The 14,669-nt window shown below is 72.3% G+C and carries 12 protein-coding genes; 7 read left to right on the top strand and 5 right to left on the bottom strand.

What is annotated here, in order from left to right:
* Positions 1–63 precede the first annotated feature (63 nt).
* The 5 genes from EV383_RS30685 to EV383_RS30665 all read right to left on the bottom strand — a co-directional run bounded on the left by EV383_RS30685 (position 64) and on the right by EV383_RS30665 (position 5,859).
* Positions 64–1,239, bottom strand: a complete 1,176-nt coding sequence (locus tag EV383_RS30685; protein ID WP_130295369.1) for a DUF6545 domain-containing protein — start codon at positions 1,237–1,239, stop codon at positions 64–66.
* Positions 1,236–1,799 (bottom strand): ImmA/IrrE family metallo-endopeptidase, encoded by a 564-nt coding sequence (locus EV383_RS30680; protein WP_130295367.1) that lies wholly within the window; start codon positions 1,797–1,799, stop codon positions 1,236–1,238. Before EV383_RS30680 ends, EV383_RS30685 begins: the two co-directional genes overlap by 4 nt.
* Positions 1,800–1,904: 105 nt before the next feature.
* Entirely contained in the window at positions 1,905–3,221 is a 1,317-nt protein-coding gene (locus tag EV383_RS30675) for a GGDEF domain-containing protein (protein WP_165438613.1), read from the bottom strand.
* A gap of 70 nt (positions 3,222–3,291) precedes the next feature.
* Positions 3,292–5,184: a prolyl oligopeptidase family serine peptidase gene (locus EV383_RS30670; RefSeq protein WP_130295363.1), complete on the bottom strand. Its 1,893-nt coding sequence runs from the start codon at positions 5,182–5,184 to the stop codon at positions 3,292–3,294.
* Positions 5,185–5,352: 168 nt separating this feature from the next.
* Positions 5,353–5,859 carry a helix-turn-helix domain-containing protein gene (locus EV383_RS30665; protein WP_130295361.1) on the bottom strand — a complete coding sequence of 169 codons (507 nt, stop codon included), beginning with the start codon at positions 5,857–5,859 and terminating at the stop codon, positions 5,353–5,355.
* Between the two features lie 808 nt (positions 5,860–6,667).
* Between EV383_RS30665 and EV383_RS30660 the strand changes: the two genes are divergently transcribed.
* The 7 genes from EV383_RS30660 (at position 6,668) to EV383_RS30630 (ending at position 14,620) form a co-directional block, all read left to right on the top strand.
* Positions 6,668–7,396, top strand: coding sequence for a hypothetical protein (locus EV383_RS30660; protein WP_130295359.1), 729 nt, complete (start codon positions 6,668–6,670; stop codon positions 7,394–7,396).
* Between the two features lie 289 nt (positions 7,397–7,685).
* On the top strand, positions 7,686–8,681 hold the full coding sequence (locus tag EV383_RS30655; protein ID WP_242623545.1) for a MinD/ParA family ATP-binding protein: 996 nt from the start codon (positions 7,686–7,688) through the stop codon (positions 8,679–8,681).
* Positions 8,681–9,901, top strand: a complete 1,221-nt coding sequence (locus tag EV383_RS30650; RefSeq protein WP_130295357.1) for a glycoside hydrolase family 16 protein — start codon at positions 8,681–8,683, stop codon at positions 9,899–9,901. The genes EV383_RS30655 and EV383_RS30650 overlap by 1 nt, the downstream gene beginning before the upstream one ends.
* Before the next feature lie 62 nt (positions 9,902–9,963).
* Positions 9,964–12,219, top strand: a complete 2,256-nt coding sequence (locus EV383_RS32820) for a transglycosylase family protein (protein WP_278044892.1) — start codon at positions 9,964–9,966, stop codon at positions 12,217–12,219.
* 168 nt (positions 12,220–12,387) lie between these two features.
* Positions 12,388–13,164, top strand: a complete 777-nt coding sequence (locus EV383_RS30640) for a trypsin-like serine peptidase (protein WP_130295355.1) — start codon at positions 12,388–12,390, stop codon at positions 13,162–13,164.
* A gap of 49 nt (positions 13,165–13,213) precedes the next feature.
* Positions 13,214–14,236, top strand: coding sequence for a hypothetical protein (locus tag EV383_RS30635; protein ID WP_130295353.1), 1,023 nt, complete (start codon positions 13,214–13,216; stop codon positions 14,234–14,236).
* A gap of 57 nt (positions 14,237–14,293) precedes the next feature.
* Entirely contained in the window at positions 14,294–14,620 is a 327-nt protein-coding gene (locus tag EV383_RS30630) for a hypothetical protein (protein ID WP_130295351.1), read from the top strand.
* The last annotated feature ends 49 nt before the right edge of the window (positions 14,621–14,669 follow it).

Raw genomic sequence — 14,669 nt, 5'->3', positions numbered from 1 at the left:
TGTCGATAAGAACGACCGCTGCAGCCGTCCGCTACCTTGTCCTTAGTCGCACCCTTGTTGAATTCATCCCGTCCGGTCGACAGCCGTTGTGTAGTCGATGCGGAAGCGTTCGAGCAGGGCACTCTCGCGGTGCAGGACCTTGCTGACTTGAACCTGGAAGGCCGCCTCGGTGATGAGGTCCGTGGTGAGGTTGCCGCCGTCGTGGGGCAGGACGGTGAACCGTTCGCCTGGCCCCTGCCCGGCACGGTCGGACAGGGCTAGGTGGAGCCACCCTGCTTCGGCCAGGGCCGCGCGCCGCGCCGGCCCCGAGGTGGGTTCTGCGCGTTCGACGAAGTCCAGGCTGGCGTCGACGACGTCGGTGTCGGTGACGCTGAGCAGGGCGCGGGTGGTGTCCCAGATGATGACCATGCGGGCGTAGAGGGCCTCGCGGGCACCGCTGCGAGCTGTGGGCGTGCTGAGCCCCGCCGGCGGGGCCCAGTTGGGGGCCGCGTTGAGCAGTCGGCGCTCGAGCCGGGCCAGACGCCAGAACAGCACCGCAGCTTCGATGGCGAGGAGCCTCGGCCGCAACGTCGTGCGTAGCCGCATGCCGCCCAGGATCGTTCCGAGCGCTGCGGCGGCGAGCAGGAGCAGTGCCGTCGCTGTGAGGGCGATGGGCGTCTGCCCGGGGATGCTCTGGGCGGGGGCGAGGGTCACCACAGCCAGGACGGTGCCGACCACGATCAGACCACCGAGGAGCGCACCGGCTATGGACAGGGCTCGGCCGAGGGCCGGGCTGCTGATGAAACGGACCAGCTCGCGGCCGGTGTGCAGGACGAGGACGGTGCCCACGCCCACCCAGCCGAGGGTGAGCAGGACGAGCAGTGCCACGTTGAGCTGGGAGCCGAGGCCCTCGGCTCGGGTGAGCGGGTTCGCTCCGCCGTCGACGAGCAGGAGGATCTGGACCAGCAGGACCCCTCCGCCGGCCGCGAGCGGCGACGCTCCACGAAGACGCGTCGACAGCGCGGCCGCGGTCGTGAACAACCCCGAGCCGACACCACCGAGCAGCATCAGCATCGCGACGGCGCCGTAGCCCTGGGTGCTGGGCGCCAGGAAGTGCAGCGCCCCGAGAAGGGCGGAGCCGCCCGCGCAGAGGGCGGCGATCGTGAACCCGGCCGCGGCCTGGTCCCGCTTGCCCAGCCCGAGGCCCCCTGCCACGAGCAGCGTGAGCCCAGTGACCATGAACCCGGCGGTGAGAATCATGAGACCGCTGCTTCCAGGCGCGCCGCGGCGTCACGGACTGCGGCGGTGGCCAGCCAGGCGTGCACCGCCGGTCTGGGCGCGTCCCCGAGCAGCGCGGCTCCGAGCGCATCAGCTTGGGCTTCGGCGAACGCGTCGTAGGTCGGGTCGGCGTTGCGCGTGAGCCACTGGGTCGCGCGCTGCGGCGAGGCGGTCAGCGAGCGCTGGATGGCCGGTCGCTCCAGGGGGCCGACGCTTCGGTGGTTGAACAGAAGGTGACCGAGCTCGTGGACGATGTTGTGCAGTCGCGCCAGTTCGCCGGCTGCGTTGGTGTAGTAGACGAGCGCGGTGTTGCCCTGGCGGACACAGAGCCCGCAGAGTTCCTGGGTGGTCGAGCCCAGGTCGACCGGGATGAGGCGGATGCTGATCTCGCGGGAGGCGCCGAGCCGGCGGGTGAAGTCATCGACGTCGAAGCAGCCCGGTGGCTGCAGGTTCTCGGCGCGGACGGCCTCGCGAGCCTGCTCGACGAGGGTGGCCCACCGGACCGAGGTCGGGCGTGGACCGGTCGCTGCCCGCCGACCCATCGAGATGCCCCCTCAGCTGCACGAATGCACGTCAGCGTAGATACGCCGGCCACGTCTATCAACTCACGTGTGACAGAACGGTGATCATCGCTCATTCCGGTGATGTCACGGAGTGGGTGAGAGGTCCCCGCTGGGGCTGGTGTCGCGCTGATGGGGGGCGCTGGCGTGATGGTCGGTTCTGTCGTCGGCGCTGATCTTGGCCACCCGCAGTGCGGCGTCGGCGTGGGCGAGCAGCTCGTCGACGCTGTCGGCGTCGGCGGGCCAGATCGAGGTCCCGACCGAGGCGGTGAGGGTGGGTGCGGTGCCTGCCTCGGCGCCGAGGACGGCGGCGAAGTCGAGCTGGCGCACGGCACCGGTGATCCGGGACGAGAGCTCGGCGAGGTCGGTGGCGTCGACGCACGGTGCGACGACGACGAACTCCTCGCCGTGCATCCGGCCGATGGCGTCGTCCTCGCGGACCGCGGCGGACAGGCCGTGCGCGATGTGGGCCAGTGCCCGGTCCCCCGCCCGCGTCCCGAACGCGTTGTTGATCTGGCGGAACGCGTCGATGTCGATGACCAGGACGCCCAGCCCGGCGCCCCGGCGCCGGGCCCGCTGCAGCTCGGTGCCGGCGCGTCGGTGCCACGCCGCGGCATTGAGCAGTCCGGTCGCGCTGTCGGCTGCGGCTTCGGCCTGCAGCCGGGAGACGAGGATCGCCTGGGTGAACAGCCAGAGCATCGGTGCGAGGAGGACGGCCAGCCATGGTGAGGGAGACGCGAGTAGGAACGCCGCCAGTGCGCCGATGCTCAGCTGGGAGATCTCCATGCCGTGGTGACACAGCGCGCGGGCCATCGTGCGCGCCGGTGTCAGGCTGCCGGCGGCCGCCGACACCGCTGCCGCGACCAGCCCGAACTGGACGATGGCGTACACGGCGATCGCGATCGCCAGGGTCAGCACTGGCTGCAGGTTGGTCATCCCGTCAGCCAGCTGCAGGCCGGTGACCTGCCGGACCGTCCACACCGCCGCCCCGGCCAGCACCACCGACGCGCAGTTGAAGGTCATCCGGTAGCCCGGACCTTTGTGAAGGTCGAGCCGGGGCCGGGTGATGCGCGCCCACCGGTAGCCGTAGAGCGCCACGGCGGAGAGCCCGATGAGCAATGGCGGCAGCAGCATCGCGGTCGCCATCGTGTAGACGGTCGTGGGCACGAGGTAGGCGGCCTCGTTCTGTCCAGCCTGCGCCGAGGAGACCCGCAGCCTCGATCGTTCCGCGGTCAGGGCCGCCTCGTGCTGCAGGACGAACACAGCGAGCAACAGTGCAGCCACGGCGAGGTCGGCGCGTCGGATCGGACCGGGGAGCAGGGCAACCCCGAAGGCGACGGCGTCAACGGCCAGGACGTAGACGATGGCGGGGGTCGGCAGGGTCCACAGAGCCCAGGTGCCCATCGCTGTGGCGGGTCGCCGGGGTGGAGCTGATGCGGTGACGGTCATCATTCCTCCGCGGGGTCGGTACTCGTCAGGAGGGCAGCTCGCCGGACTGTGGAGGCGCTTCGCTCGGAGGCTGGGTCAGGGCCGCCTCGGCGAAGGAGATCGCGACCAGCAGGAACTCCTCCACGGTCCCGCTGACCTGGGTTCCGTGGCCGCCGTCGTAGCGGTACATCGCAGGAGGCTTACCCAGATCGCTCAGGCGTTGTGCGTAGGCGTTGATCTGCCGGATCGGGCAGCGGGGGTCGTTGCGCCCGGCGATGATCAGCGGCGCGGCCTCGACGCGGTCGGCCATCGCCAGTGGCGACGCGCCGGTGTAGCGCTCGGGAACCTCGTCCGGGGCGCCGCCGAACAGGGCGCGGGCCATGGCGCGCAGCGGTTCCGGGGCGTCCTCGTAGGCCATCGCGTGGTCGGTGATGGGCAGTCCGGCGATGCCGGCGCGCCAGCGCTCGGGCTGCTGGGCCAGCGCCAGCAGCACCAGGTAGCCGCCCCAGGAGTAGCCCTCCATCACGCAGGCCTGCGTGTCGCTGACGCCCTGCTGTACGCACCAGTCCTGAACTGCGGCGAGGTCCTCGATCTCGGTCAGGCCGGGCCGGCCGACGATGGACTGCCGCCACGCCGCTCCGTAGCCGGTGGAGCCGCGGTAGTTGAGGGTGACCACGGTCCACCCGGCGTCGACCCAGGTCGCCTGGCGCGGGGAGTAGACGTCGCGGTCGTCGACGAAGGGGCCGCCGTGGAGGCGGAAGACGGTGCGGTGGGGACCGGCCCCGAGCCCGTCGGGGCGGGAGATCAACGTGTGGATCGGGCCACCGGGCCCGTCGATCCAGACGGCGTCGACCGGGACCGAGTCGGCCGGCAATGTGCTGGCGTCACCGAGGAGGGCAGTGTCGGTCCCGGCGTCCCAGCGCTGGATGCGGGGAGCCGAGGAGGCGGAGGACCAGCTGTACTCGACGGTGCCGTCGGGCCGGACGCCGGCCTCCTCGACACAGCCGGTGTCGGGCCCGATCTGCTCGAGCGTGCCGCCGTCGAGGGCGTAGCGGTACATCGTGGTCCGGGCTGCGTAGGAGTGCAGCAGCAACAGCGAGCGTCCGTCGGGGAACCACCGGGCCTCGAGTTGGCCGGGCAGGTCGATGTCGAGCTCGTTGGCCGCACCGGAGTCGGTGTCCCACAGCAGGAGCTGGTCACGCCCGCGGCGCTCGTGCACGGCCAGCAGCCGGGGGTCCCCCGATATCGGTGCGAACCCGAGTGGGACGAGCCGAAGGCCTTCGTCGCGGAGCTCGGCTGTCGATGCCCCGGTGGCGACGTCCACCGCGCGCATCCCCGGGGTGCTGGCGTCACCGTGCTCGGTGTGCCGGACGATCACCCGGGTCGCGTCGGCGGCGATCGGGCCGACCATCGCGTCCTGTGCGTGTTGGTAGATCGTCTCAGCGGGTTGGCCGTCGTACTGGCGCCAGACCGCTACGCCCTCGCGCGTGGCGAGTCCGAACACTGCGACGCCGGCCCCGAGGGCAATACCGCTGGCCATGCCGTCACCGGCCTCCGGAGCGACCGGTGCCGCGGAGCCGGTGGCGGCGAAGGGCTGACGGACCCAGTGACCGAACTCGTTGCCGTCGGTGTCGTTGAACCACCACAGGTGCTCACCGTCGGCGGAGAGCGCTCCGAGCTGGGTTCCGCTGGCCCGGTCGGTGGCCTGGCGGTGTTCGTCGCTCTCGCGGTCCCAAACCCAGAGCTCGTAGGTACCACTGCGGTTGCTGCTGTAGACGCTGCGGGCGGGGTTGCCACCGGCGGAGCTGGGCAGCCGTGTGTGCAGGCCCGCCACTCGCCCGCGCCACCGCGATTCCGCGATGTCGTCGGCGAAGAGCCGGGCCGGAGCGGTGAAGGTGAGACCGGCTTCTGTCTCGGTTGCGCCTGCAGCGCTGCTCATCGGCTCTCCTTCTGACCGACCGCGCGCTACGGACTACACCGAGCCGGACCGGCCACACGAGTGGTCGGAAACCTCTTGAGCGTAAACCGTGGTGGAAAACCCAGCAGGCGGCAAGCAGGTCAGGCTACGAGCTCGAACCGGACCGTCGTTCCGTGAGACCTCGCCGACTCAGCCTCGCGGGCCCGGGGACTCATCGGGCGCCGGCAGGCCCTCCACCGCTCGCGCGTGATCCAGCGCGGCCAGCACGGCGTTGACACCGGCCGGGGATAGACCACGCGCCCGGAAGGCGATCTGGTCGACGCCCGAGTGGCGCATGGCCGCGATCACCGAGAGCTCCCCGGCGAGATCGCTGTAGGCCGTGTCGTTGAGGAAGACGTCGGGCTCGACCCCGAACAGGGCAGCGAGCGATTTCAGGTGCTTGAGGGTCGGGTTGTCCTTCACTCCTCGCCGCAGCTGCCAGATGTACTGCGGGGAGATCGACCGGCCGACCCGCTCCTCCTCGGGGAGCGCTGCCACCAGCTCGTCGATGGCTTCGGCTGCAGCGTTGTTGGTGTAGCGCTTGCCTGTCGCCGGGTTGGGGATGGTCTCGAACAGCCGCTCGAGTTTGCCGGCGAGTGTGGACTGCGCCGCGGCCACCTCCAGCTCGCCGCCGCCAGAGAGATCACTGTCAGTCATCGCCGCCGCAGGTGGGGTTGACCGTGATGTGCGTCAACGGCGTCCCGCCCCGCTCCCCCCTCTCCATCTGAGTTGAGTCTAGCCATCGTCTCGACAACCACCAACTGTCATCGCCTCGTCACCACGTCGCACACGTACCGGTCTCGATGCCCCGGATCATCCCGCTCCAACCTCTAAAAGCCGCCGGTCAGCACCGCATCGAACGCCTGATCCGCCCAGAAGGACGCCGCCTGTGGACGCCCGCGGCGCTCCTCTTCGCCCCTGGTCACAGCTCCACCGCCTTGACAACTTAGTATCTCAGTTTACGCTGATCATCGTTTTAAGCACTGACGTAGATGAACGCGTCAGGAGCTGGCAGCTGTATCGGTCACGCAGAGCTAATCGACCGCCGGGTGTCGCACGCCTCAGAGGGCGCGTGCGTCGCCTGGCCGCGGGGAGGACGGAAGACAATGGCGGCACGCGTCTGCTCCTGCACGCTGGGCAAACTCAGTGGTCTCGTCGGCCATACACGCCGCTCGTGCCGGCTGTCGTGATGCCGAAGCGCAGCCGAGGAGGAGCTCCTCCGGTCGACGGCCCTCAATGGCGGGTCGCCCCCGGTTTGGACGGCGCCCGACCGGGCGCGCCCAGCCCCGCCGCCCCGGCTGATCCGCTCGGCCGGCCCGCACCGTTCGCGCCGGTAGCTGAGCCCGATGGGGAACCACCGGTCCTGTTCTCCCACCAGCGACCCGCACCGGCACCGACCGACACCACCGCGCCCACTTCTCGCCCCGGCGGTCGCACCTCGCGGTTGCCCGCCCAACCCACGCGGATGCCCGACGAGACGCGGGAGGCTCCGGCGTCCGCCGCTGAGGAGGAGTCAGAAGTCGTCGGCGAGAACGGCGACGTGAGCGGCCGCCCGACGACGAAGGCTCCGGCGGAGGCGGAGATCGCACCGCCGCAACGCTCGATGTCGATGGGCTCCAGCCTGTCGAACGGTCACGGTTCCACCTCCCGGCAGACAGCACGCGCTGCGTTGGTGCACCGCCCCTCGGCGGCCCGTACCGAGCGAGCGCTGATGCGGTCGGTGCGGTCCCTGGAGCCGATCGGTGAGCTGGAGGCAGCGTCGTTCGCGGCGCGGTTCGCGGCGGACTGGCAGTCGTGGGATGAGGACAATCCGACCCGGCGTGCAGAGGTGCTACGGACCCTGCTCGCTGATCCCCGGGCCTGCACCTGGGGATGGTCGGGCGAGGGCAGGCAGCGCGCGGACTCCCCGTTGCCGGGCCGGATGGAGTTCCGGTCCGAGGTCGTGGTGTTCGTCGAGGTCACCGTCCGCGTGACCGGCTACGCGCGCGCCTGCCCTGCGCCCGACGCCTCCGATCCGGTGCGCACCGAGGAGCCCTACGGGGTGGTCGCAGAGTCCAGCGCGCCGGCTGAGTGCGACCCGCGGTGGCGGGGAGGTCCGGCGCGCTGGGTGCGCATGACGGTCCCGGTCACCCGCAGCAGCGACGACGGCCGCCTGGTCGTCGACCCCGAACTGGTCCCCGACCCGTCGTCTTGAGGTAGCCATGTCCCAGAACAACACCAAGCACGATTCTTCCTCGTCCTGGCTCGCCGACCCCGGAGCCCTGGCCTGGGCGGCACCCCGGAGTCCCGACCCCGCGCCCACCACTGCCAACAAGGAACACCCCGAGGAGCCCGCTGCTCCCACCCGCCCGAGCTGGTCGTTCCCGGAGCAGCCGACCGACCGCCCAGCCGTGCCATCGGCCGAGATGGGGACCGCGGCGCGGAACGCCGCTCCGCCGGGTCGACCGCCCGAACCCGCTCCCCCGGTGGGCCCGCCGGCTGGGGTGGATGAGCCGGACGAACCACGCCCGGCCGCGTCCCCGGCCGGCGGGTTCACACCGCTCTCGACCGAGGGCATGGTCCGGGTGCGGCGCACCCCGCCCCGCGACGGCTGGCGTTCCGCGGTCTACAAGCTCACCGGCGGCCGGATCAACCCCGGCCTGTCCGAAATTGAGGAGCGTCGCCGGGCCTTGCTGACCAAGGTCCGGACCCCGCTGGCCGGGCCGCACTCGGTCGCGGTCGGCTCGATCAAGGGCGGCATCGGCAAGACCACCGTCGCCTCACTTCTCGGGCTCGCGCTGGCCGAGCACCGCGGCGACCGGGTCATCGCGATCGACGCGAACCCCGACGCCGGCACACTGGCCGACCGGCTCGTCGGCGAGGGCGCGGTCACCACCACCATCCGCGACCTGCTCGATCAGATCGACCAGGTCCGCACCTCGACTCAGCTCTCGGGCTTCACCCACCTCGCCGGGCGGCTGCAGGTCCTGGCCTCCGAGCAGGAGCCCGAGCTGTCGGAGATGTTCTCCAAGACCGACTACGAGGCCGTGCTGCGGGTGCTGTCGCGGTTCTTCGAGTGCCTGATCACCGACTCCGGAACCGGCGTCGTGCACTCGGCGATGCAGGGCACCCTGGATCACGCCGACTCGCTCGTCATCGTGGGCGCGCCGACAGTGGACGGGGCCTCCCGCGCGGCCCGGACCCTGGACTGGCTCACCGCGCAAGGCTTCACCGATCTGGCCTCCGACGCCGTGGTCGTTCTGTCGTGTGACCGCTACTCCCCCGACGTCGACCTCGCCCGGATCCGGGACCACTTCCGGTCCCGCTGCCGCGCGGTGGTCGAGCTCCCCCCGGACAAGCATCTGGCCACCGGCGGGCTGATCGACCTCGACGCGCTCGCTCCGGACACCCGCGACGCCGCGCTCGAGCTCGCCGCCGCGGTCGCCGAGGGGTTCCACGGGCGCCGCACCCGCGGCCTGGCCTCGCACGGGTTCCGCTGATGGGCCCGAACCTGCTCGTCTCGGCCTCACTCGCCGCGGCGACCACCCTCGCCGCCACGGTCGGGATCACCCCCGCCGCACCCGCCGACAACGTGTCGTGCGCGTGGCGGATCACCTCGGTGCACGTACTCGCCGAGCTGACCGGCGACAACTCACCCCGTGCCCGGCAGCTGCGCGAAGCCCTCATCGGGGTCGGGGCGAACAAGCCCGGCTTTGTACCCGACCAGTGCCTCACCTCCTCCGGGTCCGGTGGAGGCGGCCAGGACTCCGGCGGCGGTAGCAACCAGGGCGGCGACCAGTCTGGCTCCAGCGGACAGGACTCGCAGGGTTCGGGTGGCCAGGACTCCGGAGGGCAGGACTCCGGAGGGCAGGACTCCGGAGGGCAGGACTCCGGAGGGCAGGACTCCGGTGGACAGGACTCCGGCGGGGCGGGCACCGGGCAGGACGGCGGCGGTCAGAGTTCTGGTCAGGGCACGACGGCCGCGGATGCGCTCGGGTGGGGCCAGCCGGACAAGGTCGATGACTTCACCAACGGCGTCGAGGGCTGGAACCTCTACGACGGGCCCGGGCACGCCGGTAACGGCACCCGTTCCCCCGACGCCGCGTCGGTGAAGGACGGCATCCTCACCATCAACGGCACCGGCGATGGCACCACCGCCGGGATGGCCTGGGGCGATGGGCAGAAGTACGGCCGCTGGGAAGGGCGAATGAAGGCCCCGACCGGGTCCCCGTCCTACAACGCGCTGTTCCTGCTCTGGCCCGACGAGGAGAACTTCCCGGTCGGCGGCGAGATCGACTTCGCCGAGATCTCCGACTCCGCCCGCAAGAAGGTCGACATCTTCCTGCACTACGGCGAGGACAACAGCCAGGTCCAGGGCGACGTCGAGGTCGACGCCACCCAGTGGAACAACTGGGCTGTCGAGTGGACCCCACAGGGCGTCACCGCCTACCTCAATGGCAAGGAGTGGTGGAAGACCACCGATACCGGCGTGCTGCCACCCGGCCCGATGCACCTGTGCATCCAGCTCGACTGGTTCCCCAAGGGCGACAGCGAGACCGGGTCCATGCAGGTCGACTGGGTCAAGCAGTGGTCCCTCGACGGCAACGGCCAGGCCTCGACCGGCGGCCAGGACGGCTCCGGTGGATCCGACAGCGGCGGGTCCACCGGCGACTCCGAAACCGGCGGCGGCTCCGACAGCGGCGGCTCCGATGGCGCCTGATCTCCCGCTGACTCCTCCCGATTCCTCGGTGTGCACTCCCGATCACACAACGGAGACCTGAGATGTCCCCTCGTTCCCGCAAGCCCTACTGGGCCGCCCACGTTCCCGTCTCCGCTAGGCGGCCAGCCGTGCGCCGCTCGGCGGTGGCCCTGCTCGTCGCCTCGGCCCTGACCGGCGGCTACGCACTCGCCGCCGGCCCGATCTCGGCACAGCTGGGCACCGTCGCACGCGAGTGCGACGCCCCGCAGGCGATGCGCCAGCTTGCCGCGGCGCGCCAGACCCGCACCGAGACCCGCGCCCTGCTGGCCGAGCTGCGCACCACCGGCGCCACCGACCCGCGCGCCGCCGCGCTGTCGCAGCAGATCAGCGACCTGGGTTTCACCCCCGCCCGCTACAGCGGCTGGCGGCAGAAGGCCGTCGACGTCTCCGACCAGCTCCACGGCACCACCGACCCCGCCCTGCACCAGGTCGCGGTCGAGCTGGCCCGCGCCGGTCTGGGCCCCACCCCGGCCGACCTACTCGGGCAGGACCCGCCGCCGGCCCCGGGCCCGATCTCCGATCTCGGGCAGTCCCTCGGCCAGGCCGCCGACGACACCCTCGGAGGCGCGGTCGACGCCGCAGGCGAGGCCGCGAAGAACGCCGCACCCAAGCCCGCGCCGTCCGCGGCCGGACAGGGCGCCACTAAGGAGAAGACCGAGAAGAAGAAGCAGGCACAGCCCGCTCTGCCCCAGACCTGCCTCGACACCAGCGCCGCACCGGCCAGCACACCGAAGACCGACCGCGCGCCCGCGCCGAGCGCACCAGCGCAGAAGCCACCGACCGCGGTGAAGCCGACCGCGGGTCCGGCCGTGGCGGGCACCGCGGCACCGACCGCCGCCGCGCCCCTGGCCCCCGCGGCAGCAACCCCGGCACCCGCGGTGCCGCAGGCCGACCCTCCCGACGACGAGACGACGGCCATCCCGCTGCCGTCGAAGACTCCCGCCCCGGGCGGCGACTCCAGCAGCGAGTCCCCCAGCGACAGCTCAGACACCGACAGCTCCAGCGAGTCTCTCTCCAACACCGACGACACCGGCGAGAGCAGCTCGTCAGACACGACCGAGTCCGGTGCGTCCTCGGATGACATCGAGGACGCCCGGGCGGCGATCCAGCTGCTCGGCGAGCTCATGCAGGCCCTCGGCGCCAGCGGCGACATCAACGCCGCGGACCTGGCACAGAAGCTGCAGCAGGCACTGCCCGCCGGGACCGGCGGCGCCGGCGGGCCGGACACCGAGCAGGGCAGCACCCCCGAACCGAGCCCTGACACCACCACCGACGACACCGGTGGCAGCGACACCGGTGTCGACCAGGACAGCGACGCCGGCAGCGGCGGTGAGACCGGCGCGGGGAACGACGGCAGCGGGGACGCCGGCGCCGGAGGGACGACGCCGAGCGAGAGTGGCTCGGACACCGCCTCCGGGTGGCAGCCGCAGGCCGAGAAACTCGCCGAGCAGGTGAACGAAGCCGCTTCGACCGACCCCTTGGCTCAACAGCTCGCCGACAAGCTCGAGGCCGCCGGGATCGACGCCGGGTCCGGGAGCGAGAGCACCGGATCCGGGAGTTCCGACACCGGCGGCGGGGACAGCTCGACCGGCGGGGATGACTCCACCGGGCAGGACGGGACGTCGCAGGGCTCCGGGGGAGAGGACTCTTCGACAACGCCGAGCTCCGGCGGGGGCGCCGACGAATCGCAGGACTCCGGCGACCAGGGCGGCGGCGAGTCCGGCGACGACCGGTCCGGCGGCGATTCCGGGCAGGACAACGCCGGCGACTCGAGCACGGAGCAGGCCTCCGGCAGCGGCGACTCGGGCGAGCAGAGCGATCCTGCGGCCGGTTCCGGGGACTCCGGCTCCACAGAAGACACGCCGACCGGCGACGGGGCTTCCGACCAGGAGAGCAGCTCCGGCGGTGAGCAGTCCGGCGGTGACCAGTCCGGCGGGGACTCGGGTGCGGAGCAGACCGGGGAACAGGCCGGGGCACAGCCGCGCGATCCGCAGGGCGCCGATGCCGCGCCCGCCGCCGATACCGGGGCTGGTGCGACCGACACCGCGACCTGGGACAAGTTGGCCGAGTGCGAGAGCTCGGGTGACTGGTCGACCGACACGGGCAACGGGTACAAGGGCGGGCTGCAGTTCGACCCCGCCACCTGGGAGGCCTTCGGCGGCAAGGGCGACGCGGCGCAGGCGAGCAAGGAAGAGCAGATCGCCGTCGCGGAGAAGGTGCAGGACAAGCAGGGCTGGAACGCCTGGCCGTCGTGCTCGAAGAAGCTCGGGCTGGGCTGAGGGTTGTCCGCGTCCTGGAGCAACGCCTGGATGGCGGCGGCGTGTGCCGCCGTGGTGGTGGCCGCGTTCGTCTCGGACTCACCGGCTCGGGTCTCCGGGCCGGTGTCGGGGCTCGGGTCGGCCGCCTGGAGGGGGGCGGCCGAACCGATCCCCGTTGCGAGATCCGCCGTGTCGCCCGCCGCGCGGGCGGCGCAGCCGCTGGTGGGCGGCCTGGCGGCGTCGACGGTCGGGGTACTCGTCGTCGACGGCGGCCGGCACCAGTGCAGCGCCTCGGTGGTGGCCTCGCGGTCGCGGCGGCTGCTGGCCACCGCGGCGCACTGTGTGTGGCTCGACGACGCCTGGCAGGTCGATGGGGCGGTGTTCATCCCCGGCTACGCCTCCGGGGAAGAGCCCTTTGGGCGGTGGCCGGTGCAGACGGCGTGGGTGCCGAAGGCCTGGCAGGCCGCCCGGTCCCCGATCGACGACGTCGCCGCGGAGACCGATGTCGCGTTCGTCAGCCTCGCCCCGGTCGACGGTCGTCTGGCCGAGGAGGTCCTGGGAGCCCAGGGTATCCGGTTCTTTACCCCGGACCGGCTCACCGTGGCCGCTCTGGGCTACCCGGCGATCGGCGCCTACGACGGGCAGTCGCTGCAGGCCTGCACCGGCGCCGCCCGTACCGAGGACTTCGTCGGCGGGTCGAGCACGCAGGTGGCCGGTCAGGTCCTGGTGATGACCTGCGACATGACCGAGGGCGCCTCGGGTGGGCCGTGGCTGACCGGCCCGGACCCGGCCAGCGGGCGCGGGCAGGTGATCGGGGTGGTCAGCGGCGGCAACGACACCGACCTGCTGTCCCCGAAGTTCGGGGCCGCCGCCGAGGACCTCTACAACACCGCCGACACCGCCGCGAGCCAGTCGCAGAACACAGCACCAGATCAGTCGCAGACCCCGTTGGCGAGCTCGAGATGAGCCCGGCCCGCGGCACGGGAGCACGCACCGATCGAGGAGGTCCTCGCAGATGACCGCAGCGCAGCAGTACACGCCCGGGCCCGCGCGCACACCGCACGAGCTCAACCACCTGCTCGGGTCCGCGGCGCGCTCGCGCGCCCCGCATCTGGGACCGGCCGACAACGAGGCGATCGTGAACGCGGCTGCGGCGGCCATCGCCGCCGGCGACACCGACCCGGACCCGGCCGAGGTGGCCGCTGGGCTCGGTGCGGCGACCGAGGCCGTCCGCGAGCGGGCGGCGACGGTGTTCCCGGACTCGGGGGCCCGGCCTGTGTCGTGGAGCGCGTTCGGTGCGGTGATCCCGGTGCTGGCCGGGTCGGCAGGAGCCGGTGCGTCGTCGATCTCGGTCGCGATGAGCGACGTGCTGCAGCAGGCCGGGCGGTGCGTGTTGCTCGTCGACGCCGACGACCCCGCCCGCTCCGGGTTGGCGTGCGCATCCTCGGTGGAGGGGCCGTGGGTGCAGCGGGTCAATACCCAGGTCGCGATCCGCTACTCCTGGCGCGCCGACGCGCTCCTGGCCCGGGTGGAGACCGACCTGCCCACAATCACCCCGGGCATGGTCCCGGTGCCGCCGGACTGGCTACCCGACCCGGCCCCGGACCCGCTGCACGCCACCGTGGTCGACCTGGGCCACGGCGGCTGGCGCGCGGCCGCCACCCCCACCTACGGCGCGGGGGGCTGGTTGCGGCGCGGGCTGCCTGCGCAGCGCCCGATCCTGGTGGTGCGCGCGACCCGACCGTCGCTGCGCCAGGCCGAGCAGGTTCTCGCCCGCATGGACCCGTGGGTGCGTCGCGGTGCGGCGACCGCGCCGGTGCAGCTCGTGGTCAACGGCGCCCGTAAGTGGCCGGCCGGGGTGTCCGGGGCGGCCGGCGCGCGGATCACGCCGCTGCTGGCCGATGCGCTGTTCGTGCCGCACGACCGCAACTGGGAGCTCTCCGGCATCACCGACGACCCCAGCCCCGCCCGGGCCGCCGACGCGCTGCGCCCGCTGCTGGCCGCGTGGGGGCTCGTCGCCTCGCCGCGCCGCGGCTGACCTGCTCCGACCAACCGTTCCGCTCACCTGTTCAGCACGACCTCGCCGGAGGCAGTCATGTCCGTGTCCCACCTCGTTCTCGAAGCGCAGTCGTGGCTGCTGCAGCAGCCACCCGGCGGGAACGGGATCCCGAACCCCGGCGCGGAGGCTCCGCCCGGCTCGGAGGCGATCGGCCGCGTCGTGGGCTACATGCGGTGGGTCGCCGGGATCTCGGTGTTGGGCCTGTTCTTCGGCGGGATCGTCGCGGCGACGGCGGGCCGGTTGTGGGACCACCACGGGTCCGGGCGTCTCGGGGCTCGGATGATCGTGGGCAGCCTCGCGCTGGCGCTGCTGTTCGGCCTCGGCTACACCCTGGTCTCGCAGTTCGCGGGCAGCACCGCCTGATGGCCGGCCGCAACGGGGCGCCGTCTTACCTGCTCACCTCAGGCCCCGG

Origin of the sequence: Pseudonocardia sediminis (genome assembly GCF_004217185.1) — a bacterium.
GTDB lineage: Bacteria > Actinomycetota > Actinomycetes > Mycobacteriales > Pseudonocardiaceae > Pseudonocardia > Pseudonocardia sediminis.
Note: the sequence above shows the minus strand (reverse complement) of the source record. Positions and strands in the feature narration are given on the sequence as shown.

What these genes read in the sequence shown, in the direction of transcription:
- EV383_RS30685 (WP_130295369.1), bottom strand. Translation starts at nt 1,239, where the DNA reads ATGATTCTCACCGCCGGGTTCATGGTCACTGGGCTCACGCTGCTCGTG.
- EV383_RS30680 (WP_130295367.1), bottom strand. Translation starts at nt 1,799, where the DNA reads ATGGGTCGGCGGGCAGCGACCGGTCCACGCCCGACCTCGGTCCGGTGG.
- EV383_RS30675 (WP_165438613.1), bottom strand. Translation starts at nt 3,221, where the DNA reads ATGGGCACCTGGGCTCTGTGGACCCTGCCGACCCCCGCCATCGTCTAC.
- EV383_RS30670 (WP_130295363.1), bottom strand. Translation starts at nt 5,184, where the DNA reads ATGAGCAGCGCTGCAGGCGCAACCGAGACAGAAGCCGGTCTCACCTTC.
- EV383_RS30665 (WP_130295361.1), bottom strand. Translation starts at nt 5,859, where the DNA reads ATGACTGACAGTGATCTCTCTGGCGGCGGCGAGCTGGAGGTGGCCGCG.
- EV383_RS30660 (WP_130295359.1), top strand. Translation starts at nt 6,668, where the DNA reads ATGCCCGACGAGACGCGGGAGGCTCCGGCGTCCGCCGCTGAGGAGGAG.
- EV383_RS30650 (WP_130295357.1), top strand. Translation starts at nt 8,681, where the DNA reads ATGGGCCCGAACCTGCTCGTCTCGGCCTCACTCGCCGCGGCGACCACC.
- EV383_RS32820 (WP_278044892.1), top strand. Translation starts at nt 9,964, where the DNA reads ATGTCCCCTCGTTCCCGCAAGCCCTACTGGGCCGCCCACGTTCCCGTC.
- EV383_RS30635 (WP_130295353.1), top strand. Translation starts at nt 13,214, where the DNA reads ATGACCGCAGCGCAGCAGTACACGCCCGGGCCCGCGCGCACACCGCAC.
- EV383_RS30630 (WP_130295351.1), top strand. Translation starts at nt 14,294, where the DNA reads ATGTCCGTGTCCCACCTCGTTCTCGAAGCGCAGTCGTGGCTGCTGCAG.